The sequence below is a fragment of the Leifsonia sp. 2MCAF36 genome, from assembly GCF_052115525.1.
In the GTDB taxonomy this organism is placed as follows: domain Bacteria; phylum Actinomycetota; class Actinomycetes; order Actinomycetales; family Microbacteriaceae; genus Leifsonia.
The window spans coordinates 112,023-136,594 of record NZ_JBFRGV010000006.1 but is presented as its reverse complement, the minus strand read 5'-3'; the positions used below and the strand labels follow the sequence as shown (position 1 = coordinate 136,594).

22 protein-coding genes and 1 tRNA gene are annotated in these 24,572 nt (G+C 69.5%); 17 read left to right on the top strand and 6 right to left on the bottom strand.

The genetic code is table 11. The features are described from left to right. Positions 1-188: 188 nt before the first annotated feature. Positions 189-1,955 carry a 2-isopropylmalate synthase gene (gene leuA, locus AB4079_RS10745; RefSeq protein WP_441787284.1) on the top strand — a complete coding sequence of 589 codons (1,767 nt, stop codon included), beginning with the start codon at positions 189-191 and terminating at the stop codon, positions 1,953-1,955. Positions 1,956-2,059: 104 nt separating this feature from the next. On the opposite strand, the gene AB4079_RS10740 is transcribed toward leuA, so the two are convergent. Further along, positions 2,060-2,809 (bottom strand): trimeric intracellular cation channel family protein, encoded by a 750-nt coding sequence (locus tag AB4079_RS10740; protein ID WP_441787551.1) that lies wholly within the window; start codon positions 2,807-2,809, stop codon positions 2,060-2,062. Between the two features lie 111 nt (positions 2,810-2,920). Between AB4079_RS10740 and recO the strand changes: the two genes are divergently transcribed. From recO to AB4079_RS10725, 3 genes are read left to right on the top strand one after another with little or no spacing between them, the layout of a single operon-like run. After that, the gene (gene recO, locus AB4079_RS10735; RefSeq protein ID WP_441787283.1) at positions 2,921-3,688 is read left to right on the top strand and encodes a DNA repair protein RecO; all 768 of its coding nucleotides are present in this window, start codon (positions 2,921-2,923) and stop codon (positions 3,686-3,688) included. Then, positions 3,685-4,503, top strand: coding sequence for an isoprenyl transferase (locus tag AB4079_RS10730; protein WP_441787282.1), 819 nt, complete (start codon positions 3,685-3,687; stop codon positions 4,501-4,503). The genes recO and AB4079_RS10730 overlap by 4 nt, the downstream gene beginning before the upstream one ends. Positions 4,504-4,530: 27 nt before the next feature. After that, positions 4,531-5,202: a DsbA family oxidoreductase gene (locus AB4079_RS10725; protein ID WP_441787281.1), complete on the top strand. Its 672-nt coding sequence runs from the start codon at positions 4,531-4,533 to the stop codon at positions 5,200-5,202. 174 nt (positions 5,203-5,376) lie between these two features. Here the strand turns inward: AB4079_RS10725 and AB4079_RS10720 are convergent, their stop codons facing one another. Together AB4079_RS10720 and AB4079_RS10715 are read right to left on the bottom strand one after the other, a co-directional pair. Then, positions 5,377-6,366, bottom strand: a complete 990-nt coding sequence (locus tag AB4079_RS10720) for a hypothetical protein (RefSeq protein ID WP_441787280.1) — start codon at positions 6,364-6,366, stop codon at positions 5,377-5,379. 8 nt (positions 6,367-6,374) lie between these two features. After that, positions 6,375-6,893 (bottom strand): aminoacyl-tRNA deacylase, encoded by a 519-nt coding sequence (locus AB4079_RS10715; RefSeq protein WP_441787279.1) that lies wholly within the window; start codon positions 6,891-6,893, stop codon positions 6,375-6,377. A gap of 33 nt (positions 6,894-6,926) precedes the next feature. On the opposite strand from AB4079_RS10715, the gene dusB reads away from it, so the two are divergent. The 11 genes from dusB (at position 6,927) to AB4079_RS10660 (ending at position 20,274) form a co-directional block, all read left to right on the top strand. Continuing rightward, positions 6,927-8,117, top strand: a complete 1,191-nt coding sequence (dusB, locus tag AB4079_RS10710) for a tRNA dihydrouridine synthase DusB (protein WP_441787278.1) — start codon at positions 6,927-6,929, stop codon at positions 8,115-8,117. After that, a complete protein-coding gene (locus AB4079_RS10705; protein WP_441787277.1) occupies positions 8,107-9,420 on the top strand; it encodes a deoxyguanosinetriphosphate triphosphohydrolase in 1,314 nt (437 codons plus the stop codon). Before dusB ends, AB4079_RS10705 begins: the two co-directional genes overlap by 11 nt. A 66-nt stretch (positions 9,421-9,486) precedes the next feature. Continuing rightward, complete coding sequence (locus AB4079_RS10700) at positions 9,487-10,575, top strand: DUF4282 domain-containing protein (RefSeq protein ID WP_441787276.1); 1,089 nt, start codon at positions 9,487-9,489, stop codon at positions 10,573-10,575. Positions 10,576-10,637: 62 nt separating this feature from the next. After that, a complete protein-coding gene (gene dnaG / locus AB4079_RS10695) occupies positions 10,638-12,527 on the top strand; it encodes a DNA primase (protein WP_441787275.1) in 1,890 nt (629 codons plus the stop codon). Positions 12,528-12,744: 217 nt separating this feature from the next. Continuing rightward, on the top strand, positions 12,745-14,355 hold the full coding sequence (locus tag AB4079_RS10690) for an ABC transporter substrate-binding protein (protein WP_441787274.1): 1,611 nt from the start codon (positions 12,745-12,747) through the stop codon (positions 14,353-14,355). Beyond that, entirely contained in the window at positions 14,352-15,449 is a 1,098-nt protein-coding gene (locus AB4079_RS10685; protein ID WP_441787273.1) for an ABC transporter permease, read from the top strand. Before AB4079_RS10690 ends, AB4079_RS10685 begins: the two co-directional genes overlap by 4 nt. 1 nt (position 15,450) lies before the next feature. Then, on the top strand, positions 15,451-16,524 hold the full coding sequence (locus AB4079_RS10680) for an ABC transporter permease (RefSeq protein ID WP_441787272.1): 1,074 nt from the start codon (positions 15,451-15,453) through the stop codon (positions 16,522-16,524). Beyond that, the gene (locus AB4079_RS10675) at positions 16,521-18,209 is read left to right on the top strand and encodes an ABC transporter ATP-binding protein (protein WP_441787271.1); all 1,689 of its coding nucleotides are present in this window, start codon (positions 16,521-16,523) and stop codon (positions 18,207-18,209) included. Before AB4079_RS10680 ends, AB4079_RS10675 begins: the two co-directional genes overlap by 4 nt. A gap of 9 nt (positions 18,210-18,218) precedes the next feature. Next, the gene (locus AB4079_RS10670; RefSeq protein ID WP_441787270.1) at positions 18,219-19,091 is read left to right on the top strand and encodes an ATP-binding cassette domain-containing protein; all 873 of its coding nucleotides are present in this window, start codon (positions 18,219-18,221) and stop codon (positions 19,089-19,091) included. Further along, positions 19,088-20,122, top strand: a complete 1,035-nt coding sequence (locus AB4079_RS10665) for a D-isomer specific 2-hydroxyacid dehydrogenase family protein (RefSeq protein ID WP_441787269.1) — start codon at positions 19,088-19,090, stop codon at positions 20,120-20,122. The genes AB4079_RS10670 and AB4079_RS10665 overlap by 4 nt, the downstream gene beginning before the upstream one ends. A 79-nt stretch (positions 20,123-20,201) precedes the next feature. After that, a tRNA-Asn gene (locus AB4079_RS10660) sits at positions 20,202-20,274 on the top strand. A gap of 99 nt (positions 20,275-20,373) precedes the next feature. Here the strand turns inward: AB4079_RS10660 and AB4079_RS10655 are convergent. The 3 genes from AB4079_RS10655 to AB4079_RS10645 all read right to left on the bottom strand — a co-directional run bounded on the left by AB4079_RS10655 (position 20,374) and on the right by AB4079_RS10645 (position 22,634). After that, on the bottom strand, positions 20,374-21,036 hold the full coding sequence (locus AB4079_RS10655) for a response regulator (protein WP_441787268.1): 663 nt from the start codon (positions 21,034-21,036) through the stop codon (positions 20,374-20,376). Then, on the bottom strand, positions 21,033-22,313 hold the full coding sequence (locus AB4079_RS10650; RefSeq protein WP_441787267.1) for a histidine kinase: 1,281 nt from the start codon (positions 22,311-22,313) through the stop codon (positions 21,033-21,035). The genes AB4079_RS10655 and AB4079_RS10650 overlap by 4 nt, the downstream gene beginning before the upstream one ends. A 105-nt stretch (positions 22,314-22,418) precedes the next feature. Then, complete coding sequence (locus tag AB4079_RS10645; RefSeq protein ID WP_441787266.1) at positions 22,419-22,634, bottom strand: hypothetical protein; 216 nt, start codon at positions 22,632-22,634, stop codon at positions 22,419-22,421. A gap of 174 nt (positions 22,635-22,808) precedes the next feature. Between AB4079_RS10645 and AB4079_RS10640 the strand changes: the two genes are divergently transcribed. Together AB4079_RS10640 and AB4079_RS10635 are read left to right on the top strand one after the other, a co-directional pair. Next, positions 22,809-23,120 (top strand): SHOCT domain-containing protein, encoded by a 312-nt coding sequence (locus AB4079_RS10640; RefSeq protein WP_441787265.1) that lies wholly within the window; start codon positions 22,809-22,811, stop codon positions 23,118-23,120. 112 nt (positions 23,121-23,232) lie between these two features. Further along, a complete protein-coding gene (locus AB4079_RS10635) occupies positions 23,233-24,111 on the top strand; it encodes a sensor histidine kinase (RefSeq protein ID WP_441787264.1) in 879 nt (292 codons plus the stop codon). The last annotated feature ends 461 nt before the right edge of the window (positions 24,112-24,572 follow it).

The following is a 24,572-nucleotide window of genomic DNA, read 5'->3' as shown; positions in this document are numbered from 1 at the left end:
GCTCCCTCGGCGCTGGGGTCGCGGCATCGCTCCGCGCTGCCCTGGGCTCCACCGCGCGTGGTAGCCTGTTGTCTGTGTACGGTCTGCTCCTCCTTAGCTGCCGCGACGAGTCCTAGTTTCGGGCCTCACTCGTCGCGGAGTTCGTCGTCGGCTCTCCACAGCACACGAGCAGAGGATTCGAGAACACAATGAAGAACGCACAGGCGCCGAGCGCCATGCCGATCCACAAATACCGACCGTTCCACGAGCAGATCCGCGTCGACCTGCCGGACCGCACCTGGCCATCCACTCGCATCACGGAGGCGCCGCGCTGGTGCGCCGTCGACCTGCGTGACGGAAACCAGGCCCTCATCGACCCGATGAGCCCCGAGCGCAAGCGCATCATGTTCGACCTGCTGGTGCGGATGGGCTACAAGGAGATCGAGGTCGGTTTCCCGTCGGCGAGCCAGACCGACTTCGACTTCGTCCGCAGCCTCATCGAAGAGGGCGCCATCCCGGACGACGTCACCATCCAGGTCCTCACCCAGGCGCGCGAACACCTGATCAAGCGCACGTACGAGTCGCTGGTGGGCGCCAAGCAGGCGATCGTGCACCTGTACAACTCGACCAGCATCCTGCAGCGGGAGGTGGTGTTCCGCACCGACCAGCAGGGCATCGTCGACATCGCGCTGAGCGGTGCGCGCCTGTGCCGGAAGTACGAGGAGCTGGTCCCGGGCACCACCATTTACTACGAGTACTCGCCCGAGAGCTACACCGGCACCGAACTGGAGTTCGCCGCCGACATCTGCAACCAGGTGCTGGAGGTGTTCGAGCCGACGGCCGAGCGCAAGGTGATCATCAACCTGCCGGCCACGGTCGAGATGGCGACGCCGAACGTCTACGCCGACTCGATCGAGTGGATGTCACGCCACCTGAACCACCGCGAGAACGTCATCCTGTCGCTGCACCCGCACAACGACCGCGGTACCGCCGTCGCGGCCGCCGAGCTGGGCTACATGGCCGGCGCCGACCGCATCGAGGGCTGCCTGTTCGGCAACGGCGAGCGCACCGGCAACGTCGACCTGGTCACCCTGGGCGTCAACCTGTTCACGCAGGGCATCGACCCGCAGATCGACTTCAGCGACATCGACCAGATCAAGCGCACCGTCGAGCACTGCAACCAGCTGCCCGTCGGAGAGCGCAGCCCGTGGGGCGGCGACCTGGTGTTCACCGCGTTCAGCGGCTCCCACCAGGACGCCATCAAGAAGGGCTTCGAGTCGATGGCGGCGCGCGCCGAACGCGAGGGTGTGTCGGTCGACGACCTGGTCTGGGCGGTCCCGTACCTGCCGATCGACCCGAAGGACCTGGGCCGCAGCTACGAGGCGGTCATCCGCGTCAACTCGCAGTCCGGCAAGGGAGGCGTCGCGTACCTGCTGAAGAGCGACCACTCGCTCGACCTGCCGCGCAAGCTGCAGATCGAGTTCTCCGGCGTCGTGCAGGCCAAGACCGACGCCGAGGGCGGCGAGGTCACCAGCGAGCAGATCTGGGAGGTCTTCCAGGACGAGTACCTGCCCGCTCCCACGACCGACCCGGACGCCAAGTGGGGCCGGTTCGAGCTGGGCAGCACGACGACGGCGAACGAAACGGGCGAGCACGTCGTCCTCACCGTGACCCTGCGCGATGGGGACACCGTCTCGAAGGCCACCGGCGAAGGCAACGGTCCGATCGCTGCGCTGTTCGACATCCTGCACCAGCACGGCGTCGACGCTCACCTGTACGACTACTCGCAGCACACGCTGTCGGCCAGCGAGTCCGCCCTCGCCGCCGCGTACATCGAGTTGGATGTCGACGGCCAGCGTCGCTGGGGCGTCGGCATCGACGCGGACACGACGACGGCCTCGTTCAAGGCGGTCGTCTCGGCGGTCAACCGCGCGGTCCGCACCGCCCAGCCGGCCGAGGAGCTGGTCTCCGCCTGACCGGTTCCGTACCGCCGTACGCGAACGGAGGTGGTCGCGTCCCCTACGGGTCGTGACCACCTCCGTTCATCGCATCCGGCGCCGTTTGGCCGAACTCCTCCGGCTTACTCGCCTTTGTCGATGCGGTACCGAGGGATGGTGCCCGTGTCGGTGCGCTCGGCGGTGCGTTCCGGGCTCCGTGTCGGTGGCCGCAGGCGCGGCCAGCGCATCCGGGGGAGCCGGCCGAGCTCCCGTTGCTCCGGCAGACTCCAGCCGAAGCGCACGGCGAGCAGCCGGATCGCCAGCGTGACCACGACGCAGACGATCGCGGCCGGGATGAGCGGCACCCCCACATCCACCATCACGACGAGCACGATGGTTCCGGCGCCCGCGGCGACCGCGTAGAGGGACCCGACGTGCATGACCGCAATCGGGAGATTCAGCAGGAGATCGCGCAGGATCCCGCCGCCGACCGCCGAGACCACTCCCACGAACACCGCAGGCACCTCCGGGAGCCCCAGCGCCAGCGCCTTCGTCGCACCGATGGCCCCGAACAGACCGATGGTCAGGGCGTCGAGGAAGGTGATGATCGCGTCGAGCCGGCGGAACAGCCGGATCAGCAGCATCCCGAGCAGGGCCGCGACGATGGTGCTCGGCAGGTACCAGTTCGACTGCAGCGCCACCGGCGTCACGTTGAGCAGGATGTCGCGCAGCAGGCCGCCACCCACGCCGGTGGCGACGCCGATGATGGCGACGCCGAGGAGATCGAGCCGGCGGTCGCGGAAACCGGAAGCGAACATCGCACCCTGCAGGCTGCCGACGCCGACGGCGAGAAGGTCGCCCCAGAGCGGGATCGCCAGTGCGCCGATGTTCAGTGCGCCGAAGTGCAGGGCGCCGAGGTGCAGGGCGGTGGTGCTCACCTCCCATGTGTACCATGCGCGGTGGAGCGTGCCCCGGGTTGTCAGCCGCAGGCGCGATACTGGAGTGTGCCAACCTACCGTGATGAGGCCGTCGTGCTCCGCACCCACAAGCTGGGCGAAGCCGACCGCATCGTCACCATGCTCAGCCGGCAGCATGGCAAGATCCGCGCGGTGGCCAAGGGGGTGCGGCGGACCGCTTCGCGTTTCGGGTCGCGGCTGGAGCCGTTCATGGTCGCGGACGTGCAGCTGTACGAGGGCCGCAGCCTGGACATCGTCACGCAGGCCGAAACGATCGGGGCCTACGGCGCACTGATCGCCGACGACTACGCCAGCTACACCGCCGCCAACGCGATGGTCGAGACGGCCGACCGGCTGACGGATGCGGAGGCCTCCCTGCAGCAGTACCTCCTGCTGGTCGGTGCGCTCCGGTCGCTGTCGCGTCGCGAGCACGGGCCGGGGCTGACACTCGACTCCTACCTACTACGCGCGCTCTCGCTGGCGGGATGGGCGCCCAGCTTCCAGGACTGTTCGCGCTGTGGCGCACCCGGCCCGCACACGTCCGTCGTGGTGCAGCTCGGCGGAGTGGTGTGCGCGAACTGCGCGCCGCAGGGGGCCCCGAAGGTCGACGCCGACACGATCGCTCTCCTCGGGGCGCTGCTGAGCGGCGACTGGGAGGCGGCCGAAGCCGCGCCTGAGGGGACTCGCAACCGCGCGAACGGCGTGGTCGCCGCCTACACCCAGTGGCACCTCGAGCGCGGGTTGCGCTCGTTGCAGCACGTGCAGCACGACCGGGTGGCGAGCCCCGACCCGACCGATCAGAAGGCGAGCGGATGAGTCCGAAGCCCTACACCCACAAGGATGCGGTCGAGTACCGCCCGCTGGACTGGACAGGGGTGCACCCGCCCGCGTTCCCGGCGGCCAGCGTCCCGTCGCACGTGGCCATCGTCATGGACGGCAACGGCCGCTGGGCCAACCGGCAGGGCCTCACCCGCATAGAGGGTCATCGGGCAGGAGAGGCCGCGCTGCTGGATGTGGTGGCCGGGGCCATCCAGGCCGGCGTCAAGCACCTGAGTGTGTACGCGTTCTCGACCGAGAACTGGAAGCGGTCGCCCGACGAGGTGCGCTTCCTGATGGGCTTCAACCGGGAGGTGCTGCACCGCCGACGCGACCAGCTCAACGAGTGGGGCGTCCGCGTCCGCTGGGCCGGCCGGAAGCCGCGCCTCTGGTCGTCGGTCATCAAGGAGCTGCAGTACGCCGAGCAGCTGACGGCCGGAAACGACGTTCTGACCCTGACGATGTGCGTCAACTACGGCGGCCGCACCGAGATCGCGGATGCGGTCCGCTCCATTGCGGATGACGTTGCCGCTGGCCGGCTGCGGCCGTCCGCGGTGAGCGAGAAGACCATCCAGCGCCACCTCTACCTCCCGGACATGCCCGACGTCGACTTGTTCGTGCGCAGCTCGGGGGAGCAGCGGACCAGCAACTTCCTGCTCTGGCAGAGCGCCTACGCCGAGATGGTGTTCCTGGACACGCTGTGGCCCGATTTCAGCCGGACGGACCTGTGGGACGCGGTGGACCTGTACCTGCGGCGCAACCGGCGGTTCGGGGGAGCGGTGGATGCGCCGACCGCGGAAACCCTCACGGAATAACTGCAGTTGCGCAGAGTTGCACTTGACGTGAGCGAACCCATCAAGATCGACATCTGGTCCGACATCGCCTGCCCGTGGTGCTACATCGGGAAGCGCAAGTTCGAGGCGGGCAGTGGCCTCTTCGCCGAGGCGGGCGACGGCCGTGGCGTCGAGGTCGAGTACCACTCGTTCGAACTGTCCCCGGACACCCCGGTCGACTTCGAGGGCAGCGAGGTCGACTTCCTGGCCGGGCACAAGGGCATGCCCGCCGGTCAGGTGGAGCAGATGCTGGAGCGTGTCACCGGGATCGCATCCTCGGTCGGGCTCGACTACGACTTCGCCAACCTCAAGCACACCAACACGGTCAAGGCGCACGAACTGCTGCACTACGCGAAGGCGCACGGCACGCAGCTGGAGCTGGCGGAGCGCCTGTTCCGCGCCTACTTCGTGGAGGGCCGCCACGTCGGCCGCGCGGAGGACCTGTCCGACCTCGCCGCCGAGGTGGGACTCGACCGCGAAGAGGCCCTCGCCGCGCTCGAATCGTCGCAGTACCTCTCCGACGTCCGAACCGACCAGCAGACAGCCGCCGAGTTCGGAATCAACGGCGTCCCCTTCTTCGTCATCGACGGCCGCTACGGCGTCTCCGGTGCGCAGGACGCGCAGACGTTCGCCGAGGTCCTGGAGCAGGTCTGGACCGAGCGCGCCGCGGTGCCCGCGTGATCGCCGACGCGCCGCCGCCGCCGGCGCCCACGCCGCCGGTCGCCGCACCCCGCCCGTCCCTCATCCCCCTCGGCGCCCCCGCCGCCGTCTGCGAAGGCGACACCTGCGCCCTCCCGTGATGTAGTTGACGCGACACGCCGTCTCACCGGACGGGGCGACGGCGTGTCGCGTCAACTACAGGGTGAGTGCCAGCCGGATCCGGCGGACGGCTTCGGCGGCTCCGCCTGCGAGGTGGGTGCGGTTGATGCGCACCACGTTCCAATCGAGGGAGTGGATCCTCCACAGGCGATCGACGTCCAGGTAGTACTGACGAGCGTCGGTCCTGTGCTGGTCGCCGTCGTATTCGACGACGACGCGGGCGGCTGGAAAGACGAGATCACCGTGCGCGACGACATCGCCTGTGCGGTTCGCGATCTTGTAGTTCACCCGCGGTTCGGGCAACCCAGCACGGAGAATGGCGAGACGAAGGATGGTCTCCATGGGCGAGTCCGTGCGGGCTCGGACCTGCAGAAGCGCCCTCCGGAGCCGGGGCACTCCTGGTCTGTTCGGGCTCGATTCGATGGCGGCCGCGAGCGCTGACATCGTGGCAGGCGGGGATTTTCGACGCACCAGGGCATCCCCGTAGACGACAAGCGCCGTCTCATCGACCATCGAGGCGAGTTGGCACCACGATTCAACGGGGGTGACAACCGGCAGGCCGTCTACGACCATCACTTCGGTGTCACCGAACCGCATTTGGTGGCCACGAACGCCTCGGTGGCGCGGGGCACGCTCCGGCGCCCGGGAGCTGACATGCAGCCGGACATCGTCCCGCACGGAGGTCGGTAGCGGGAGCCCGTGAAGGCGAGCCGCCGTGGTGTGGCTGAACACCATCGCGGGCGACATTGCAGGTAGGAACGCCCGACACTGCGCCACGATGCTGTCAACAGCTTGGGTGGTGCGCACGCCGTGGTGCGGGGACGCAAGGTCGGTGCGTCGGAGCCGCGAGCGAGACACGCCCTCCTGCTGCGCGTGCCGCGTGGTGAAGTTCGTGCCGAGTTCGAGCTGCTGCATCGCGATAGGCTGCCACGTCGCAGAAATCCCCGCTCCCGTTATCCACAACCCAAAGATGTGGCTGACGCAACACGCCGCGTCAGCAGTGACGCGCGCGGCGCGTCGCGTCAACTAGATGGCTACTCGGGGTCGGTGATGTCGGCGACGGTGGCGCTGAAGGCGGCGACGAGGGCGTCCGCGTCGACGAAGAGCGAGTACCCGTGCTCGCCTGCGCCCATCGAGACGGTTCGGCCCGCGATGGTCGCGTCCGCCACGACCGGCCAGGCGGTCGTGCTTCCGAAGGGCGTGATGGTACCGCGCTCGTATCCCGTCGCGGCCAGAGCGACCGATGCGTCCGGCAGTTGCAGCTTGTTCACCCCGAGCACGGAGCGCAGCTTCGGCCAGGCGATCTTGCGTCCGCCGGGCACGAGGGCGAAGACGAAGGTGTCGTCGCTGCGCTTGACGACCAGCGTCTTGACGATGTCGGAGGGCTGGATCCCGAGCAGCGAGGCGGCCTCGTGGAGGCTGCGGGCCGCGGGGCGCTCGATGATGCGGATGTCGACCCCGCGCGCCTCCGCATCCGCCGTCACCCGCTCGCGACCTGCACGCAGTTCTCCACCGGTGGGGGAGAAGTCGACAGATTCCGGGCTCTCGGCCATAGCTCAGCACGCTTTCTGGGAGAATCGAGTGAGATGTCTACCACTGCAACGATAAGCCACGCCCCCCAGCTGACCATCGGTCCGCTGGCGCTCGACGTGCCCGTGGTCCTCGCGCCGATGGCCGGGATCACCAACACCGCGTTCCGGCGGCTGTGCCGAGAGTTCGGCGCGGGCCTCTACGTGAGCGAGATGATCACCTCGCGGGCCCTCGTCGAGCGCACCCCGGAGTCGCTCCGGTTGATCACGCATCACGAGTCCGAGACGCCGCGGTCCATCCAGTTGTACGGCGTCGACCCGGTCACCGTCCGGGAGGCGGTGACCATGCTGGTCGCGGAGGACCGGGCCGACCACATCGACCTCAACTTCGGCTGTCCCGTGCCCAAGGTGACACGCAAGGGCGGCGGTGCGGCACTCCCGTGGAAGCTGGGGCTGTTCCGCGAGATCGTCGAAGGCGCAGTGAAGGCGGCGGGCGACATCCCCCTCACCATCAAGATGCGCAAGGGCATCGACAGCGACCACCTGACCTATCTCGAGGCAGGGCGCATCGCCGAGAGCGCCGGTGTCGCGTCGATGGCACTGCACGCCCGCACCGCCGCCGAGTTCTACTCGGGCCACGCCGACTGGTCAGCCATCGCCACGCTCAAAGAGACGATCACGTCGACGCCGGTGCTCGGCAACGGCGACATCTGGTCCGCGGCCGACGCGATCCGGATGGTGGAGGAGACCGGCTGCGACGGGGTCGTCGTAGGTCGCGGCTGCCTCGGCCGGCCGTGGCTGTTCGGCGACCTGGCGGCGGCCTTCCGCGCACGCGCAGGCGAGATCAGCGAAGCCGAGGCGGAGGCCGCTCAGGCGCACCCCACGCTGGGCCAGGTGGCGCAGACGTTCCGTCGCCACGCCGAGCTGCTGGTCGAGTTCTTCGACAGTGAGGAGCGCGGCTGCCGCGATATCCGCAAGCACGTGGCGTGGTACTTCAAGGGCTACCCCGTCGGCGGCGACCTGCGGGCCAGCCTGGCGACCGTCGACACCCTCCAGCACCTCGACGACCTGCTGGCCACTCTCGATTGGGACCAGGAGTATCCGGGCGAGGCGGCGGAGGGCCAGCGCGGCCGCGCCGGGTCCCCGAAGCGCCCGGCGCTGCCGGACGGCTGGCTGCTCAGTCGGGAGCTGGACGGCGTCCAGCGCGCCGAAGTCGCCGAGGCGGAGGTGCACAACAGTGGTGGATGACGTCGCGGCCGGCACGCAGAACGAGGTCGGGGGGCCGCGTCACGCCTCCCACGATGAGACGGCGGCGGGCTACACCGAGCACGATCGTGAGCGCTGGCTGCCGGAGCACCACTCCAACCGCCGAAGCGACTTCGCCCGTGACCGCGCGCGGCTGCTGCACTCGAGCGCGCTCCGTCGGCTGGCGGCCAAGACGCAGGTGCTCAGCCCGACCGCGGGGCTGGACTTCGCCCGCAACCGCCTGACGCATTCCCTCGAGGTCGCCCAGGTCGGTCGTGAGCTGGCGAACAGCCTGGGACTCGACCCGGACATCGTCGACACCGCCTGCCTCGCGCACGACATCGGCCACCCTCCCTTCGGCCACAACGGCGAGCGAGCGCTGAACTCGTGGGCGGAAGACATCGGCGGCTTCGAGGGCAACGCGCAGACGCTCCGCCTGCTCAGCCGGCTGGAGCCCAAAGTGTTCGGGCGCGACGGCCGGCCCTACGGCCTGAACCTCACCCGCGCCAGCCTCGACGCCAGCTGCAAGTACCCGTGGCCGGCGTCGTCCTCGGTGCCCGATCCGAGCGGTCGGGCCAAGTTCGGCTTCTACGACGACGACCACGCGGTGTTCGAGTGGATGCGCGCGGGCGCGCCCGACCGCCAGCGCTGCATCGAGGCCCAGGTGATGGACCTCTCCGACGACATCGCCTACTCGGTGCACGACTTCGAAGACGCAGTGGTCAACGGCTACATCGACGTCGCTGCGTTGGGGAGCCGGGTCGACCACGAAGACCTCGTCGAGTCGATGCACGAGTGGGTGGGCGGCGAGGTGAGCCATGAGGAGCTCATCCAGGCGTTCGACCGCCTCGACAGCATGGACATCTGGCTCGACGGATGGGACGGGTCGCGCCGTTCCCAGGCCCGACTGAAGAACCTCACCAGCCAGCTGATCGGGCGGTTCGCCCACGCGGCCGTACATGCGACGAGGGAGTCCGCGGGACGGACGGATCTGATCCGGTTCGGCGCCGACGTCGTGGTTCCCCTGAGCATCCGTGCAGAGATCGCCGTGCTGAAGGGCATCGTCGCGACCTTCGTGATGTCGAAGAACACCCGTCAGCCGATCTACGCCCAGCAGCGGCAGATCCTCACGACGCTGGCCGATCTGCTCCACCAGCGCGGGCCGGCCGAGCTCGATCCCGGCTTCGCCGAAGACTGGCGCGACGCCGGATCGGAGCACGAGCGTCGGCGTGTGGTGGTGGACCAGGTGGCCAGCCTCACCGACCAGTCCGCACTCAGCTGGTACGAACGACTCGTCCAACACTGACGGACCGGGGTTGAATACCGCGCCGCTGTGCAGAATGCTGGAGATCAGGCCTTCGGGAGGAAACCAATGAGCACCCCACTACCGCCGTCGGACGGCGACCGCCCAGCAGAGGGCGAGTCGGCTGGGGCGACCCCGGCAACGCCGGAGACCCCACGCCGCGCGCCGCGTGCGTCCCGCGCAACGGGTACGTCCAAGGCGGCCGGTGCCTCCGCAACGGGCGGTGCGCCCGCGCGCACGCCTGCCGCGGCGAAGCCCGCGGCAGCGAAACCCGCCGCGGCGCAACCAACGGCGGCCAAGCCGGCCGCGGCGGCGAAGCCGGCCGCGGCGGCGAAGCCTGCCGCCAAGAAGCCGGCTACGACCCGAACCCGACGTACCGTCACCAAGCCAGCGGCTATCGCTCCCGAGGGCGAAGCTCCGGACATCATGGATGCCACGCTCGGGGCTCGTCGGCCTCTCGCGGGGGCATCCGCATCGGCCGGCAGCGACACGTCGACCTCGCCCGCCGAACCGTTGGAGGAGTCCGACATCGCCACCACGAAGCGCCTGCCGACCGCAGCGGAGGTCTACGCGTCCGCACCAGCCGCCGCGAAGGAGCAGGAACCGACGGACAAGATTGCCGCTACGGAGGTGATGCAGGCGGCTCCGGAGACCGCTACCGCGACCGCGCCGATCGAAAGCGAGGCTGCGGCCGTCCCTCCCACGCCGTCCGATCCGTCTGCCCCCGAGGCGGGACCGGCCCAGGCGACCCCGGCCCAGGCGACCCCAGCTCGGGCGACCCCTGCCCAGGCCCAGGCACAAGCGCCCTACGGACGCACCGTGAACGATCTCGCCGATCGGCTCGACGACTCCCGCTTCTTCTCGTCGCTGTTCGACTTCACTTTCACGAACTACGTGACGCGGAAGCTGGCCGGTCCCGTCTACGTCGTCGGCCTGGTGCTGATCGGCCTCGGGATCGTGGTCGGCTTCGCCAACTCGTTGACGTCCGCCATCTCGACGCACGCACCGATCGGTGCGTTCGTGTTCCTGTTCGGGGTCCTGATCACCCTGGTCGGCGCCATGCTCTCCGTTCTGCTGCTGCGCGTGGGCATCGAGGTCTTCTGCGCGATCATCGAGATCGCCCAGAACACCCGCCGCAGACGCCCTCCCCGGGAATGACGAGACCGCACGACCGCTGGGACCGGGGATGAGCGTCGGTCCGGCTCACTAGAATCGAGAGTATGGCCGGCCGGATTCGACAGAGCGACATCGAAGAGGTCAAGGCTCGCACCAACATCGGCGACATCATCGGCGACTACGTCAGCCTGAAGACCGGCGGCGTCGGCGCTCTGAAGGGCCTCTGCCCTTTCCACGACGAGAAGAGCCCGAGCTTCTACGTTCGCCCCGGCGTCGGCCGCTACCACTGCTTCGGCTGCGGTGAGGGTGGCGACGTTTACGAGTTCCTCCTCAAGATGGACCACGTCACCTTCACCGACGCGGTCGAGCGGCTCGCCGCCCGCATCGGCTACCAGCTCCACTATGAGGAGGGCGGCGGGGGACCGTCGGAGGGTTCCAACCGGGCGCGACTCCTCGCGGCGAACTCCGCGGCGGAGGACTTCTTCCGCGACCGGTTGTCCGCTCCGGACGCCGAGCCCGGCCGCCGCTTCCTCGGCGAGCGCGGGTTCGACTCCGCGTCGGCCGCCCACTTCGGGGTCGGCTTCGCTCCGAAGAGCTGGGACGAGCTGACCAAGCACCTGCGCGGCAAGGGCTTCACCCAGGAGGAGCTGGCCACCGCCGGGCTCGTCTCGCAGGGCGACCGCGGTGTCTACGACCGGTTCCGGGGGAGGCTGGTCTGGCCGATCCGTGACGTCACCGGCCAGACGATCGGCTTCGGCGCGCGCCGGCTGCTCGACGACGACAAGGGCCCGAAGTACCTCAACACCCCCGAGACCCCTGTGTACAAGAAGGCTCAGGTGCTCTATGGCCTCGACCTGGCCAAGCGCGACATCTCGCGTCAGGATCAGGTCGTCGTCGTCGAGGGCTACACCGACGTCATGGCGTGCCACCTGGCCGGGATCACCACCGCCGTGGCCACCTGCGGGACCTCGTTCGGTGTCGACCACATCAAGGTGATCCGCCGGGTGATGGGCGACGACTCGAGCCAGGGGTCGGTCATCTTCACGTTCGATCCGGATGCGGCGGGCCAGAAGGCCGCGACCCGCGCGTTCGGCGAGGAGCAGCGCTTCTCGGCGCAGACCTATGTGGCGGTCGGCCCGGACGGCCTCGACCCCTGCGACCTGCGGCTCTCGAAGGGCGACGACGCCGTCCGACGCATGATCGACGCCCGCAAGCCGATGTTCGAGTTCATGATCCGCCAGGTGGTGGAGCGGTTCGACCTCGACTCCGTGGAGGGTCGCACGGCCGCCCTCCGCGCCGGTGCTCCGATCGTGGCGACCATCCGCGACCCCGCCTCCCAGAACGGCTACACCCGCGAACTGGCCCGGCTCTCCGGCGCGGACCTGCAGGACACGATCCGTGCCGTCCGGGCGGCCCAGCGGAGCACGGGCTCCCGCACCGAGGGCGCCGACAGGCGCGGTGGCGACTCGCGCGATCCGGGCGATGGGCGAACCCGTTCATCGGGCGCGGCGGTCGGCGCCGCCCTCGAGCCGCCACGCCTCTCGCAGGCAGACCTTGCCGACCCGACCCAGCGGACCGAGCGCGAGAGCCTCATGGTCCTCCTGCAGCTTCCCGGCGAGGTCGGCCCCGACCGCGCAGCACGTGCGATCCAGGTGCCGTTCGTCAACCCGACGCACGCCGTGGTCCGCGACGCCATCGCCAGCCAACTGGCGACGATGGAGCAGCCCGGGTGGGTGGATCGCGTCCTCGCCGAGGTGCCGCAGGCGTACTCCTCGACGGTGAACGCCCTCGCGGTGTCGGCGCTGCCGCAGGGCGGCGACCCCGGCCGGTATGCGCGCTCGATCGTCGACGGTCTGATCGACCGCGACCTGCTGCGCGAGAAGGCCGAGCTCACGTCCCGGCTGGGCCGTACGGAGGACCCGGAAGTGCGTCGTCAGATCTCGCTGGCCATGGTGGCGATCGAGTCCGAGCGGCGCCGGCTTCGCGGGGAGTAGGGCGGAAGGAGCGCCACGGGGTCGTCCTGCGGAATCCTTCGTGAAACGGCCTCACGAGCGCTCTTTTGTTGCGCCTGTGTAAAGATCACGCCCGGATCCGCATCCCAATGCGTGATCTGTGAGCATTCCATGCTAGGAAAGTTGTCACGCGTACGGCGATCGCGCACGTCTGCATCGGCGCCGACGCGCATCCCACACCAGGAAGAGGTACTCGGATATGACATCCGCACACAACGGCGGCCGGCGCATACTCGCCGTCTCCGCCGCGTTCGCGGCCGCGGCACTGGTGCTCGCCGGCTGCTCGGGTAGCAACAACGGTTCCGGCGGCGGCGGCGCGCTCACGGTCGGCACGACGGACAAGATCACCTCGATCGACCCGGCCGGCTCGTACGACAACGGCTCCTTCGCCGTGATGAACCAGGTCTACCCGTTCCTGCTGAACACCCCGTACGGCAGCCCGGACGTCAAGCCGGACATCGCCGTGAGCGCCGACTTCACGTCGCCGACCGAGTACACGGTGAAGCTGAAGCCGGGCCTGAAGTTCGCGAACGGCCACGACCTGACCTCGTCGGACGTCAAGTTCACGTTCGACCGCCAGATCAAGATCAACGACCCGAACGGCCCGGCGTCGCTGCTCGCCAACCTCGACAGCGTCTCGACCCCGGACAAGACCACCGTCGCGTTCAAGCTCAAGGTCCCGAACGACCAGACGTTCCCGCAGGTGCTCTCGAGCCCCGCCGGCCCGATCGTCGACGAGCAGGTCTTCTCGGCCGACAAGGTCACCCCCGACAACACCATCGTCAAGGGCCACGCCTTCGCCGGTCAGTACGACATCTCGTCGTACGACTTCAACAACCTGATCGCGTACAAGGCGTTCGACGGCTACCAGGGTCTCCTCGGAAAGCCGGCGACCGCCAAGATCAACGTGAAGTACTACGCGCAGGCGTCCAACCTCAAGCTCGACATCCAGAAGAGCGCGATCGACGTCGCCTACCGTCAGCTGTCGGCGACCGACATCCAGAACTTGCAGTCGAACAAGAACGTCAAGGTCGTGAAGGGACCGGGTGGCGAGATCCGCTACATCACGTTCAACTTCAACACCCAGCCGTACGGTCCCAAGACCCCGGACGCCGACCCCAAGAAGGCTCTCGCGGTGCGTCAGGCGGCCGCCGACCTGGTCGACCGCGCAGCGATCGCCAAGCAGGTCTACAAGGACACCTACACCCCGCTGTATTCGTTCGTTCCGGATGGCCTGACCGGCGCCACCACGGTGCTGAAGGACCTGTACGGCGACGGCAACGGCGGACCGAGCCTCGACAAGGCCAAGGCTGCTCTGCAGGCCGCGGGCGTGACGACTCCCGTCGCGCTCAACCTGCAGTACAACCCGGACCACTACGGCCCGTCCTCGGGTGACGAGTACGCCCAGGTGAAGTCGCAGTTGGAGAACGGCGGACTGTTCAAGGTGAACCTGCAGTCGACGGAGTGGGTCCAGTACTCGAAGGACCGCACCGCGGACGTCTACCCGGCCTACCAGCTGGGCTGGTTCCCGGACTACTCCGACGCCGACAACTACCTGTCGCCGTTCTTCATCAAGGACAACTTCCTGGCGAACCACTACGACAACGCCGAGGTCCAGGCGCTCATCGCGAAGCAGGCGGGCACGACCGACAAGGCCGAGCGCACCAAGCTGATCCAGGAGATCCAGGCCAAGGTCGGCGCCGACCTGAGCACCCTGCCGCTGCTGCAGGGCTCGCAGGTCGCGGTCGTGGGCACGCTGAGGAAGCGAGCCACCCCCTCTCCACGAACCACCCAGGATTGGCCTCCATGACAGCGACTGTCAGCGCCCCGGCGGCGGGAACCGCCCCCGGGCCAGACCGGACGAAGGCGAAGCGACGATTGGGCGGTGGCCTCGGCCGCTACCTCCTCGTCCGCGCCCTCCTCATCATCCCCACCATCTTCATCCTCGTCACCGTCGTGTTCTTCCTCATGCGGTCGACGGGTGACCCGATCACCGCGGCGCTCGGCGGCAAGCTGCCGCCCGCACAGCTGGCGCAACGGGTCCACGAGGCCGGCTACGACCGGCCCGTACTCGTGCAGTACTTCGAATACCTGGGCCAGCTGCTCCGCGGAGACTTCGGCACGACGTTCACGGACCATCAGCCGGTCACGCAGGTGCTCCTCACCTACGGCGCGGCGACCCTCGAGCTGGCGTTCTACGCGCTGGTCGTCGCCTTCATCGTCGGAATCCCGCTCGGCCTCGTCGCCGCGTACTTCCGCGACAAGGCGCAGGATGCGAGCCTCCGCATCTTCGCGATCCTCTGCTATGCGACACCCGTGTTCTTCGTCGGCCTGGTGCTCAAGCTGGTGTTCTCGATCTGGCTGGGCTGGCTTCCGGTCTCCGGCCGCGCCTCCACCAGCTCCGAACTGGAGATGCAGACGCTCGACGGCAAGACGGGCATCTACCTGATCGACGCGTTCCAGACGGGTGACCCCGCCGTCGTCGGCGACGTCCTGGCGCACGCGATCCTGCCGGCGGTAGCGCTCGGGTTGCTCACCGCGGGCGTGTTCCTCCGCCTGGTGCGCACGAACGTGATCGGCACGCTGTCGACGGACTACGTGGATGCGGCCCGCTCACGCGGCGTCCGCGAGTCGCGTCTCCTGCGCAAGCACGCCTACCGACCCGCCCTCATCCCGATCATCACCGTGATCGGTCTGCAGATCGCCCTCCTGCTCGGTGGTGCGGTGCTGACGGAGACGACCTTCGAGTGGAAGGGTCTGGGCTTCCAGCTCGTGCACTATCTGCAGGCGCGCGACTTCGTCGCCGTGCAGGGCATGGTCGTCCTCCTCGCGGTCATCGTCACGCTCACCAACTTCATCGTCGACGTCATCGCGGCGCTCATCGACCCGAGAGTGAGGTACTGAGATGTCGATCACGACCCTCACCTCCCGCAAGCGCCGGCTTTCGGACCGACTGCCGGTCGTCCACCAGCTCCGGCAGAGCGTCGGGCTGCAGCGCGGGATGCTCGTGGCGGGCCTCGTGCTCACCGCCGTCTTCATCCTGCTCTCGATCTTCGCCCCGCTGATCGCGCCGTACGGGTTCGCTCAGCTGAAGGGCGCCGACGGCCAGCCGTTCGGGACCACGCAGCCGCCCAGCTCCGCGCACATCTGGGGCACGACGTCCGGTGGCTACGACGTCTTCTCGCGGGTCATCTGGGGGACGCAGACCGCCATCCTGGTCATCATCGTCGCGGTCATCCTGTCGATCTTCATCGGTGTGTTCCTCGGCCTCGTCTCGGGATACTTCGGCGGCTGGCTCGACCGCACCCTCGTGGTGATCTGCGATGCGATCTACGCCTTCCCGTCGCTGCTGCTCGCCATCGTGATGGCCATCGCGATCAGCGGTGGGCAGTCCAGTCTGTGGGGCGGAATCCTGGCCGCGGCGATCTCGATCACGGTCGTGTACATCCCGCAGTACTTCCGGGTGATCCGCTCCGAGGTGGTCCGGATCAAGGCCGAGGCCTACGTGGAGTCGGCGAGGGTGGTCGGTGCGAGCAACGCGCGGATCATGTCCCGTCACGTGCTGCGCAACTCGACGCGCACCCTCCCGCTGATCTTCACCCTGAACTCGTCGGAGGCGATCCTGACCCTCGCGGGCCTGGGCTTCCTCGGGTTCGGCATCGAGCCGACCGCCGCCGCCGAGTGGGGCTACGACCTCAACAAGGCCGTGGACGACGTCACCAGCGGAATCTGGTGGACCTCGATCTACCCGGGACTCGCGATCGTCCTCGCGGTGCTGGGCATCACGCTGGTCGGCGAGAGCCTCAACGACCTGGCCGACCCGCGTCTGCGCGGCCGCAGGCGCGCCGCCGTGGCATCCGGTGAGGTCGCCGAGACCTCCGTCGTCCCCGGTGGCACGCTGACCGCGGGCCTGGGCGGGCTGGACGGTCTGGAGAGCGGCGAGACGTTCGACGAACACGGAATCGAGGTCAAGCCATGAGCGATGTCGTTCAGATCAAGAACCTGTCGGTCTCCTTCGCGACCGACGCCGGGGTGGTGAAGGCCGTCGACGACGTGTCGTTGCATGTCTCGCCGGGCGAGGTGCTGGCGATCGTCGGCGAGTCCGGCTCCGGCAAGACGGTGACAGCGAAGACCATCCTCGGACTCCTCCCGGAGACCGCGACGGCCGCCGGTGCGATCGTCCTGCGCAGCCGCGACGGGGCGAGTGAAGCGGATGTGGTCAGCCTCAGCAAGCGCCAGCTGCGCTCGGTCCGCGGCACCGACGTCGCGATGGTGTTCCAGGAGCCCTCGACAGCCCTCAACCCGGTCTACACGGTCGGTTGGCAGATTGCAGAGGGCCTGCGCGCCCACGCGAAGCTGTCGAAGAAGGAGGCGACGGCGAAGGCCGTCGAGATCCTGGGGCGTGTCGGCATCCCGGAACCGGAGCTTCGGGTGAAGTACTACCCGCACCAGTTCTCGGGAGGCCAGAAACAGCGCATCATCATCGCGATGGCGCTCGTACTGAACCCTGGGCTGATCGTCGCCGACGAGCCGACCACAGCGCTGGATGTGACGGTGCAGGCCGAGATCCTCGACCTGCTGCGCCGCTGCCGCGACGAGTTCGGTGCGGCCATCGTGCTCATCACCCACAACATGGGTGTTGTCGCCGACCTGGCCGACCGCGTCGCCGTGATGTATCAGGGCAAGCTGGTCGAGCAGGCGGATGTGCGGACTCTGTTCGCCTCGCCGCAGGCGGAGTACACGCAGAAGCTCCTGGCGGCCGTCCCGAAGATCGGCCAGGGCGCGGTCGCCACGCAGGACCGCGCCATCGCGCGCGCCGAGCGCCCCGAGCAGGCGCCGGTCGTGCAGGCACGTGACCTGCGCATCCAGTACCCGGGTCGCCTGGGTCGGCCCGGCTTCGTCGCGGTCGATGGGGTGTCGTTCGACATCCGTCCGGGCGAGGTGCTCGGTCTGGTGGGCGAGTCAGGCTCCGGCAAGACGACCATCGGGCGGGCCATCGCCGGCCTCAACCGGGTGACCGGCGGGTCGCTCGAGGTGCTCGGCCAGGAGATGAACGGCGTGCGCGAGCGACAGTTCCGCAAGGTGCGCGTCGATATCGGGTTCGTGTTCCAGGACCCGGCGTCGAGCTTCAACCCGCTGCTCTCCATCGCGGACTGCGTGGCGGAGCCGCTGGTGGTGCACGGCCGTGCGTCCTCGCCGGCGGAGGCGCGTGCACGCGTCGATGAGTTGCTGGAGGCGGTCCAGCTCCCGCGCGCCTACGGCGACCGCTTCCCGCACGAGCTGTCGGGGGGCCAGCGCCAGCGCGCCAGCCTCGCACGCGCCCTCGCGCTGGAGCCGCGCCTGCTGATCGCCGACGAGCCGACCTCCGCCCTCGACGTCTCCGTGCAGGCGCGAGTGCTCGAGCTGTTCGCCGAGCTGCAGAAGGAGTTCGGATTCGCGTCGCTGTTCATCAGCCACGACCTGGCCGTGGTGGACCTGCTGGCCGACCGGATCGCGGTGCTGCACCGCGGGAAGCTCGTCGAGGAGGGGACGGGCGCCGAGGTGCTCGGCAACCCGCGTGAGGCGTACACGCAGCGACTGCTGGCGTCCCTCCCGGTGCCCGACCCGATCGAACAGGCCGACCGACGGCGGGAACTGCAGCGGTTGCAGCGGGAGAGCGCTTAGGGTCGAAGGGTGAGTTCCGAGCCCGCCATCGTCGTCAGCGACCTGTCCGTCGAGTACCCCGCGCGGGGCCCCAGCACGTCGTGCGTGGCCCTGCGCGGGGTGAGCTTCCGCCTGGAACCCGGGGAGGTGCTGGGGGTGCTCGGTGAGACCGGCTCGGGCAAGAGCACCCTGGCCAGGGTGCTCGCCGGGCAGGTGCTGTCCGCACGGGCATCCGACGCCGGTCCGCGGATCAGCGGCGGAGAAGCGTCGGTGCTCGGTCACCGGCTGCGGAAGGCGCGCAAGCGCGACCTGGCCGAGGTGACCTACCACGTCGGCTACCTTCCCCAGGAGGCGGCGGCGACTCTGGAGCCCACGCTGTCCGTGCAGGACAACGTGGCGCTGCCGATCTTCGAACGCGACGAGCACTACCCCCGGCGCGCGGCGGGGGAGCGGGCGGCGACGATGCTGGACACCGTCCACCTGCCGCTGAGCGTCCTCAACAAGTACCCCTACGAGCTCAGCTCCGGGCAACGGCAGCGCGTGGCCCTCGCGCGGGCGCTGGTGCTCGGGCCGAGCATCCTGATCGCCGATGAGCCGACGGCCGGGATCGATGCGACCGTCCGGGACGCGGTGATCGACCTGCTCGCCCAGTTGCGCGGGCATGAGGGCTTCTCGGCGGTCGTCGTCAGCCACGACCTCGCCGTGCTGCGACGGGCCACGGACATGTCCCTGGTGCTGCAGGGCGGCCGGCCGGTCGGTTTCGGTCCGATCGAGGAGGTGCTCGCGAACCCGACGCATCCCTACGTCGCCGGTCTCGCCCGGGCGCTGAAGCCGCCGGCGCAGCGCACCGAACGCCGACCCCAACGAGCGGCGACCCGACGCGAAACGAAGGACAACGGATGAGTGCAGACACCATGGCTTCTGAGCAGGCGGCGGAAGGGGCGGCACCCCGGCACCGCGCGGTCATGGCGGACGAGGTGACAGTGGTTGCCGCGGACCAGCGCCCGGAGCCCGGCCCGATCGCGGTGCTCCCGGAGGCGGGACAGCAGTTCGTCGATGCCGTCGAAGCAGCGGGCGGCACCGTCGAGCCCCTGTCGGAGCGGACCCGCGGTGTGGTCTGGCTGTCGAACAAGGACGCCGCATCCTTCCCGGCCGTGCTGGAGGCGCATCCCGGCATCGGCTGGGTCCAGCTGCCGTTCGCCGGTGTGGACGCCTTCGCCGACATCCTGTCGTCCGAGAGCCGGCCGGGCCTGATCTGGACGAGCGCCAAGGGCGCCTACGCCCAGCCGGTGGCCGAGCATGCGCTGGTGCTGAGCCTGGCTCTGCTGCGCGTGCTGCCCACGCGGCTGCGCGCCCGGTCGTGGGCAACCGAGCCGGAGGGACGCAGCCTGTACGGGCTCGACGTCGTCATCGTCGGCGCGGGCGGCATCGCGCTCGAGCTGATGCGCCTGCTCGAGCCGTTCGGCACGCGCATCACGATCGTCCGCCGCTCGGAGGAGGCCGTGCCTGGCGCATCCCGGACGGTGACGGCGGCGCACCTGGAAGAGGTATTGCCGTCGGCGGACCTCGTCGTCGTGGCGGCCGCGCTGACCGGAGGGACACGCCGGCTGTTCGGCGCCCCCGAGTTCGCCGCCATGAAGGAGACGGCCTACCTGGTGAACATCGCGCGCGGTGGCCTGGTCGACACGGATGCTCTCCTCGACGCCGTGCGGAGCGGCACGATCGCCGGCGCGGGCATCGATGTGACCGACCCGGAGCCGCTGCCGGACGGCCACCCGCTGTGGGACGAGCCGAACGTCATCATCACGCCGCACCAGGCGGATACACCCGAAATGACGGCCCCGTTGCTCGCCGAGCGCATCCGTCTCAACGTGCGCGCTTTCCTCGACGACGGGCGTTTCGTCGGGGTCGTCGACCCGGAAGCAGGGTACTGAGACTCGACGCGCGCGGGATCCTGACCCGATTTCCGGAGCAGCCGCGAACCTTGCTAGAGTAGCTTCGCTGATCAAGCATTCCTCGATAGCTCAATTGGCAGAGCAGCCGGCTGTTAACCGGCAGGTTCTTGGTTCGAGTCCAAGTCGGGGAGCACTGAAACCCCCGGCCTTCCACGGAAGGCCGGGGGTTTCGTCGTTGCGGCGTGCTCGCAGACATTTGCCCCAAATGTGCGGGCGGGCCGCGCGGAGGGCTACTGCCAGCCGGGCTGGACCAGGCCGGTCTCGTAGGCGAGCACGACGAGGTGGACGCGGTCGCGGGCGTCCAGCTTGGTCATGATGCGCGAGACGTGGGTCTTGGCGGTGAGCGGGCTGAGGTAGAGCCGCTCACCGATCTCGGAGTTGGTGAGGCCGTGCGCCACCAGGGTGAGCACTTCGCGCTCGCGCTCGGTCAGCTGCTCCAGCGCCGCCGTGTCCGGCGCCGGGCGCAGGCCGCCCGACACGCGCTCGATCAGGCGGCGTGTCACACCGGGGGAGAGCAGTGCGTCGCCCGCGGCGACGACCCGGACCGCGCGGATCAGTTCGACAGGCTCGGTGTCCTTGACCAGGAAACCGCTGGCGCCGGCGACGATGGCCTGCGCGACGTACTCGTCGAGTTCGAACGTCGTCACGATCACGATGCGCGTTCCGGCGAGCGCCGGGTCCGCGACGATCTCGCCGGTGGCCCAGAGACCGTCGCCGTCGGGCATCCGGATGTCCATCAGCACGACGTCGGGACCCGTGCGCCGCGCGATCTCGACGGCTTCACGGCCGGTGGACGCTTCGCCGACGATCTCGACATCGTCCTCCGATTCCAGCAGCGCCCGGAAACCCGCCCTGACCAGGTGCTGGTCGTCGGCCAGCAGCACGCGGATCATGACGCCTCCTGCACGGGCGTAGGCATGGAGGGTGGGGTCGCGGGGATGTGCGCCTCGACGGACAGACCGCCGCCGTCGGGCGTGCGCACCTCGAAACGCCCGCCGAGGAGCTCGGCGCGCTCGCGCATCCCGAGCATGCCCCTGCCTGTGGTCCGCGATACGGCGTCGGCGGGGAGCCCGCGTCCGTCGTCCTGGACGCTGAGCACGTACCAGCCGTCGCCCTCCGACAGCCGGATGGTGACGCTCGTGGCCTGAGCGTGGCGACCGACGTTCGTCAGTGACTCCTGCACGATGCGGTACAGCGCCAGCTGGGTCGCGGCGGACGGCGTCGAGGCGAGGTCGGTCTCGTAGACGATGTTGAGGCCGGCCTTGCGGTACGTCTCGACCAGGACGGGGATGCGGGCCAGATCGGGTTCCGGGGAGCGTGCGGCGTGCCCCTCCGGGCCGCGGAGGAAGCCAAGCACTCCGCGGACCTCCTCCAACGCCTGGCCGCTGGTCGTCTTGATGGCCTCGAGACTCTCCCGTGCCTTCTCCGGCCGCGTGTCGAAGAGGTGGAGGCCGACGCCGGCCTGGACGCTGATCTGCGACAGCGAGTGCGCCAGCACGTCGTGCAGCTCGCGGGCGATACGGAGCCGCTCGGCCTCGGCGGCCGACTCCCGGCGCGCGGCGATCGTCCGCGCGACCTCCCGGTAGCGTTCACGGCGGTTGCGGAGCGCCTCACCGACGCCGACCAGCAGGCACATGACGAGGGCGACGATGAGCGGGCGGATCATGGCCGCGGGGTCGCCGCGCAGGAGGTAGGCGGCAGCGGGACCCGCGAGCGCGACGCCGGCGAGCGTCCACCAGGCCCACGCCCGGGCGCCACGGACGACCGCGCTCACCACGGCGAAGGCGAGCGGAACGGCGGAGAACGGTGGTCCGACCGTCACCGCGATGGCCGGCGCGCACAGGGCGGCAACCACCACGACGGTGGCGCCGGGATGGCTCCGGGACGCCAGCAGGACGAACGACGCAGCGAAGGCGAGCAGTGTGAAGCCGAGGGCGACCGGGTCGGCGTGCGCATCCCGAGCCGCGATGAGCACTCCCGGGACCTGGAACAGGACGGCCACGATGACGGCGAACCAGCGGGAACCGCGCGGTCGGCCGCGCCCGGACCACGGAGGACGTGGCCAGGAGCCGGTGTCCCCACTCACCCCGTGCTGCCAGGGGTTCGCCGCGCTGTCGATGCTCCCAGGGCGCGCGCCGGAGCCGTTGTCGGCGGGCGTGTTCCAGGGCATCCCCTCATGCTAATCAGGCGGCCGTGCCCCGGCATCCGCCGAGGGGCGTCTCGCAGCCACTGTGCGGCTACTCCCGGGGGAGTACCCGGCGCGCGTCCGGCCCGCTCACGGGTTGTGCTCCGCGTCGAAACCGCCGTCGTCGGGCGGAGCCTGGTCGAACAGGTGCCCGAAGGTGGGGCCGCCGAACGCGGTCAGACCGGCCTCGCGCTCCAGGGACGCGCGGTCTTCGGCCTCGTCGTTCTCGTACTCGGTCAGCGGGTCGTCCGGGTCGACGCCGGAATCGTCGTTGCGGGCGTCGTGGCGTCCGTCCTCGTGGTCCATGCGCGAATCGTACGTCCGGTGCGCGGCGCTCCGACAGGGGGTGTTCCTCGCGCGGGCTGCTCCCGAAGGAGTAGGAAGGAACGCTCCCGGCGGCGGATTCGCGTGAGCGTCCGCCGGGCGATGCTGGCTGTGTCGTCCGCGAGAGGCGCGGACTCCTCACCGATTGGACACATCATGCTCAGCTCCTTGGCCACCGCCGCCGCGGCAGCGCCCTGCTACGTCGGCTACGGGCCCCCTTTCGTCGGCTGGTGGTGGATCTTCATCCCGATCTTCTGGATCCTCGTGTTCGTGCTCATCTTCGGGTTCGCAGGGCGGCGCTGGCGTCGCGTGGCCGCCGCGCGCGGCGGCTACAACGGCTGGGGTCCGCACGCCGGCACCCGCTCGGCGGAGCAGACCCTCGCACAGCGCTACGCGAGCGGCGACATCGACGAGCAGGAGTACCGCGCCCGGCTGGAGGTGCTGCGCTCGAATCGCGACAGCGCCTAAGTTATAGACAGCGGCCGCCACTCTCCACAGTGGCGGCCGTGCCGCTGTCCCAGCCCGCGCGCCCCGGTAGGATCGACCGGGCCGCGCGAGCGTGCGGCAGAAAGGACGGACCATGCACGTCGCAGTCGAAACTGCCGCCGCGGTCGCCCTCGTCGCCGCGCTCGTCTTCCTCGGCCTCTGGCTCGCGGAGCGCGCCCGCCGCATCCGGCTGCGCGACACCCGCCAGGAGTCGGAGTGGGACCGCATCGACCGTGAGCTCGATCTGGCGGAGCAGGCCGGCCGGTTCCGCATCATCGGCGACCTCGGCGACGTCGCGATCCAGTCGGTGTCCCGGCTGGTGTCCCAGGCCGAGGGGGTCCGGTACGCCGCGGACGCCGACCCGGCCGCCGCAGTCCGCTCGGTCGGAGCGCTCGAGACCGCTGCCCGCGATGCGCTGGCCGATCTGCGCCGACTCCAGGCGGTGGCTCGCGAGGCGCAGGAGGCCTCCCTCCCGCAACCCAGCCTGCACTCGGCCCGCGACCTGTTCCGGGTGCTCCGGGATGCGGGGCTCGCCGTCACTTTCGCCGAGAACGGCGAGCGCTTCGAGCTCCGGCAGGGCGCAGAGCTAGCCGTGTTCCGCATCCTGCAGACCAGCCTGGAGAACGCTCTCAAGCACGGTGGCCCTGGCACGAACGCGTCCGTCTCGTTCTCCTGGACGGCGGACGGCCTCCAGGTCAGCATCGAAGACGACGGCATCCGCGCCGCCGCCCGCCGTCTCGGTCTCGACCGCGACGGCGTCGACCAGGCCACGGCCTACACGATCGCCGACGACGTCCGCGCGCTGACCGACCACTACGAGGGGGCAGGCATCATCGAGATGCGCGAGCGCGCGGCCCTCTTCGGCGGCACGCTCAATGCCCAGACCATCCCGGGCGTCGGCTTCACCCTCTCGGTCGTCTTCCCCGCGCTGCGCCACCACAACGGAGTGCACGGCGTCGACCTCCGCCGCTGAGGCGCCGCGCGGAGCGGCCTCCGCTCGGTTCAGGCCGGGCGGCGCCTACGTGACGCGACGGCGAACCCGGCAACGGCGATGAGCGCGCCGAGGATGGCAACGACCATACCGAGCCACGCCCCGTGACCGTCGGGAAGGACTCCGCGCTGGGTGTACTGAGTGAAGACATGGACGGGCAGCGTCGGAATCGAGGACGCCAGCCGAGCCGCCCGCTCAGTGGGGCAGCAGAGTTCGTGCATACCCCGAACGAATCTCCGTCACGTTTGCGGAGTTCCTCCGTCTGTATAAGCAGACGGTGCAAACGGCCGTCGCGGTCGCGGAGCTATTCCTTCCGAGTTGTTGGGGTGAGGAGTTTGTCCGCGGGTTCATCATGAACGACGAAAGGACAGGCCCTATGACCTCAGGCCCTGAGAGGACGACGCCGCTTTACGGGCTCGTCCAGGACGCGGTCGTCGGACTGC

What these genes read in the sequence shown, in the direction of transcription:
- leuA (WP_441787284.1), top strand. Translation starts at nt 189, where the DNA reads ATGAAGAACGCACAGGCGCCGAGCGCCATGCCGATCCACAAATACCGA.
- AB4079_RS10730 (WP_441787282.1), top strand. Translation starts at nt 3,685, where the DNA reads ATGAGTCCGAAGCCCTACACCCACAAGGATGCGGTCGAGTACCGCCCG.
- AB4079_RS10715 (WP_441787279.1), bottom strand. Translation starts at nt 6,893, where the DNA reads ATGGCCGAGAGCCCGGAATCTGTCGACTTCTCCCCCACCGGTGGAGAA.
- dusB (WP_441787278.1), top strand. Translation starts at nt 6,927, where the DNA reads ATGTCTACCACTGCAACGATAAGCCACGCCCCCCAGCTGACCATCGGT.
- AB4079_RS10700 (WP_441787276.1), top strand. Translation starts at nt 9,487, where the DNA reads ATGAGCACCCCACTACCGCCGTCGGACGGCGACCGCCCAGCAGAGGGC.
- dnaG (WP_441787275.1), top strand. Translation starts at nt 10,638, where the DNA reads ATGGCCGGCCGGATTCGACAGAGCGACATCGAAGAGGTCAAGGCTCGC.
- AB4079_RS10690 (WP_441787274.1), top strand. Translation starts at nt 12,745, where the DNA reads ATGACATCCGCACACAACGGCGGCCGGCGCATACTCGCCGTCTCCGCC.
- AB4079_RS10685 (WP_441787273.1), top strand. Translation starts at nt 14,352, where the DNA reads ATGACAGCGACTGTCAGCGCCCCGGCGGCGGGAACCGCCCCCGGGCCA.
- AB4079_RS10680 (WP_441787272.1), top strand. Translation starts at nt 15,451, where the DNA reads ATGTCGATCACGACCCTCACCTCCCGCAAGCGCCGGCTTTCGGACCGA.
- AB4079_RS10675 (WP_441787271.1), top strand. Translation starts at nt 16,521, where the DNA reads ATGAGCGATGTCGTTCAGATCAAGAACCTGTCGGTCTCCTTCGCGACC.
- AB4079_RS10665 (WP_441787269.1), top strand. Translation starts at nt 19,088, where the DNA reads ATGAGTGCAGACACCATGGCTTCTGAGCAGGCGGCGGAAGGGGCGGCA.
- AB4079_RS10655 (WP_441787268.1), bottom strand. Translation starts at nt 21,036, where the DNA reads ATGATCCGCGTGCTGCTGGCCGACGACCAGCACCTGGTCAGGGCGGGT.
- AB4079_RS10650 (WP_441787267.1), bottom strand. Translation starts at nt 22,313, where the DNA reads ATGCCCTGGAACACGCCCGCCGACAACGGCTCCGGCGCGCGCCCTGGG.
- AB4079_RS10645 (WP_441787266.1), bottom strand. Translation starts at nt 22,634, where the DNA reads ATGGACCACGAGGACGGACGCCACGACGCCCGCAACGACGATTCCGGC.
- AB4079_RS10640 (WP_441787265.1), top strand. Translation starts at nt 22,809, where the DNA reads ATGCTCAGCTCCTTGGCCACCGCCGCCGCGGCAGCGCCCTGCTACGTC.
- AB4079_RS10635 (WP_441787264.1), top strand. Translation starts at nt 23,233, where the DNA reads ATGCACGTCGCAGTCGAAACTGCCGCCGCGGTCGCCCTCGTCGCCGCG.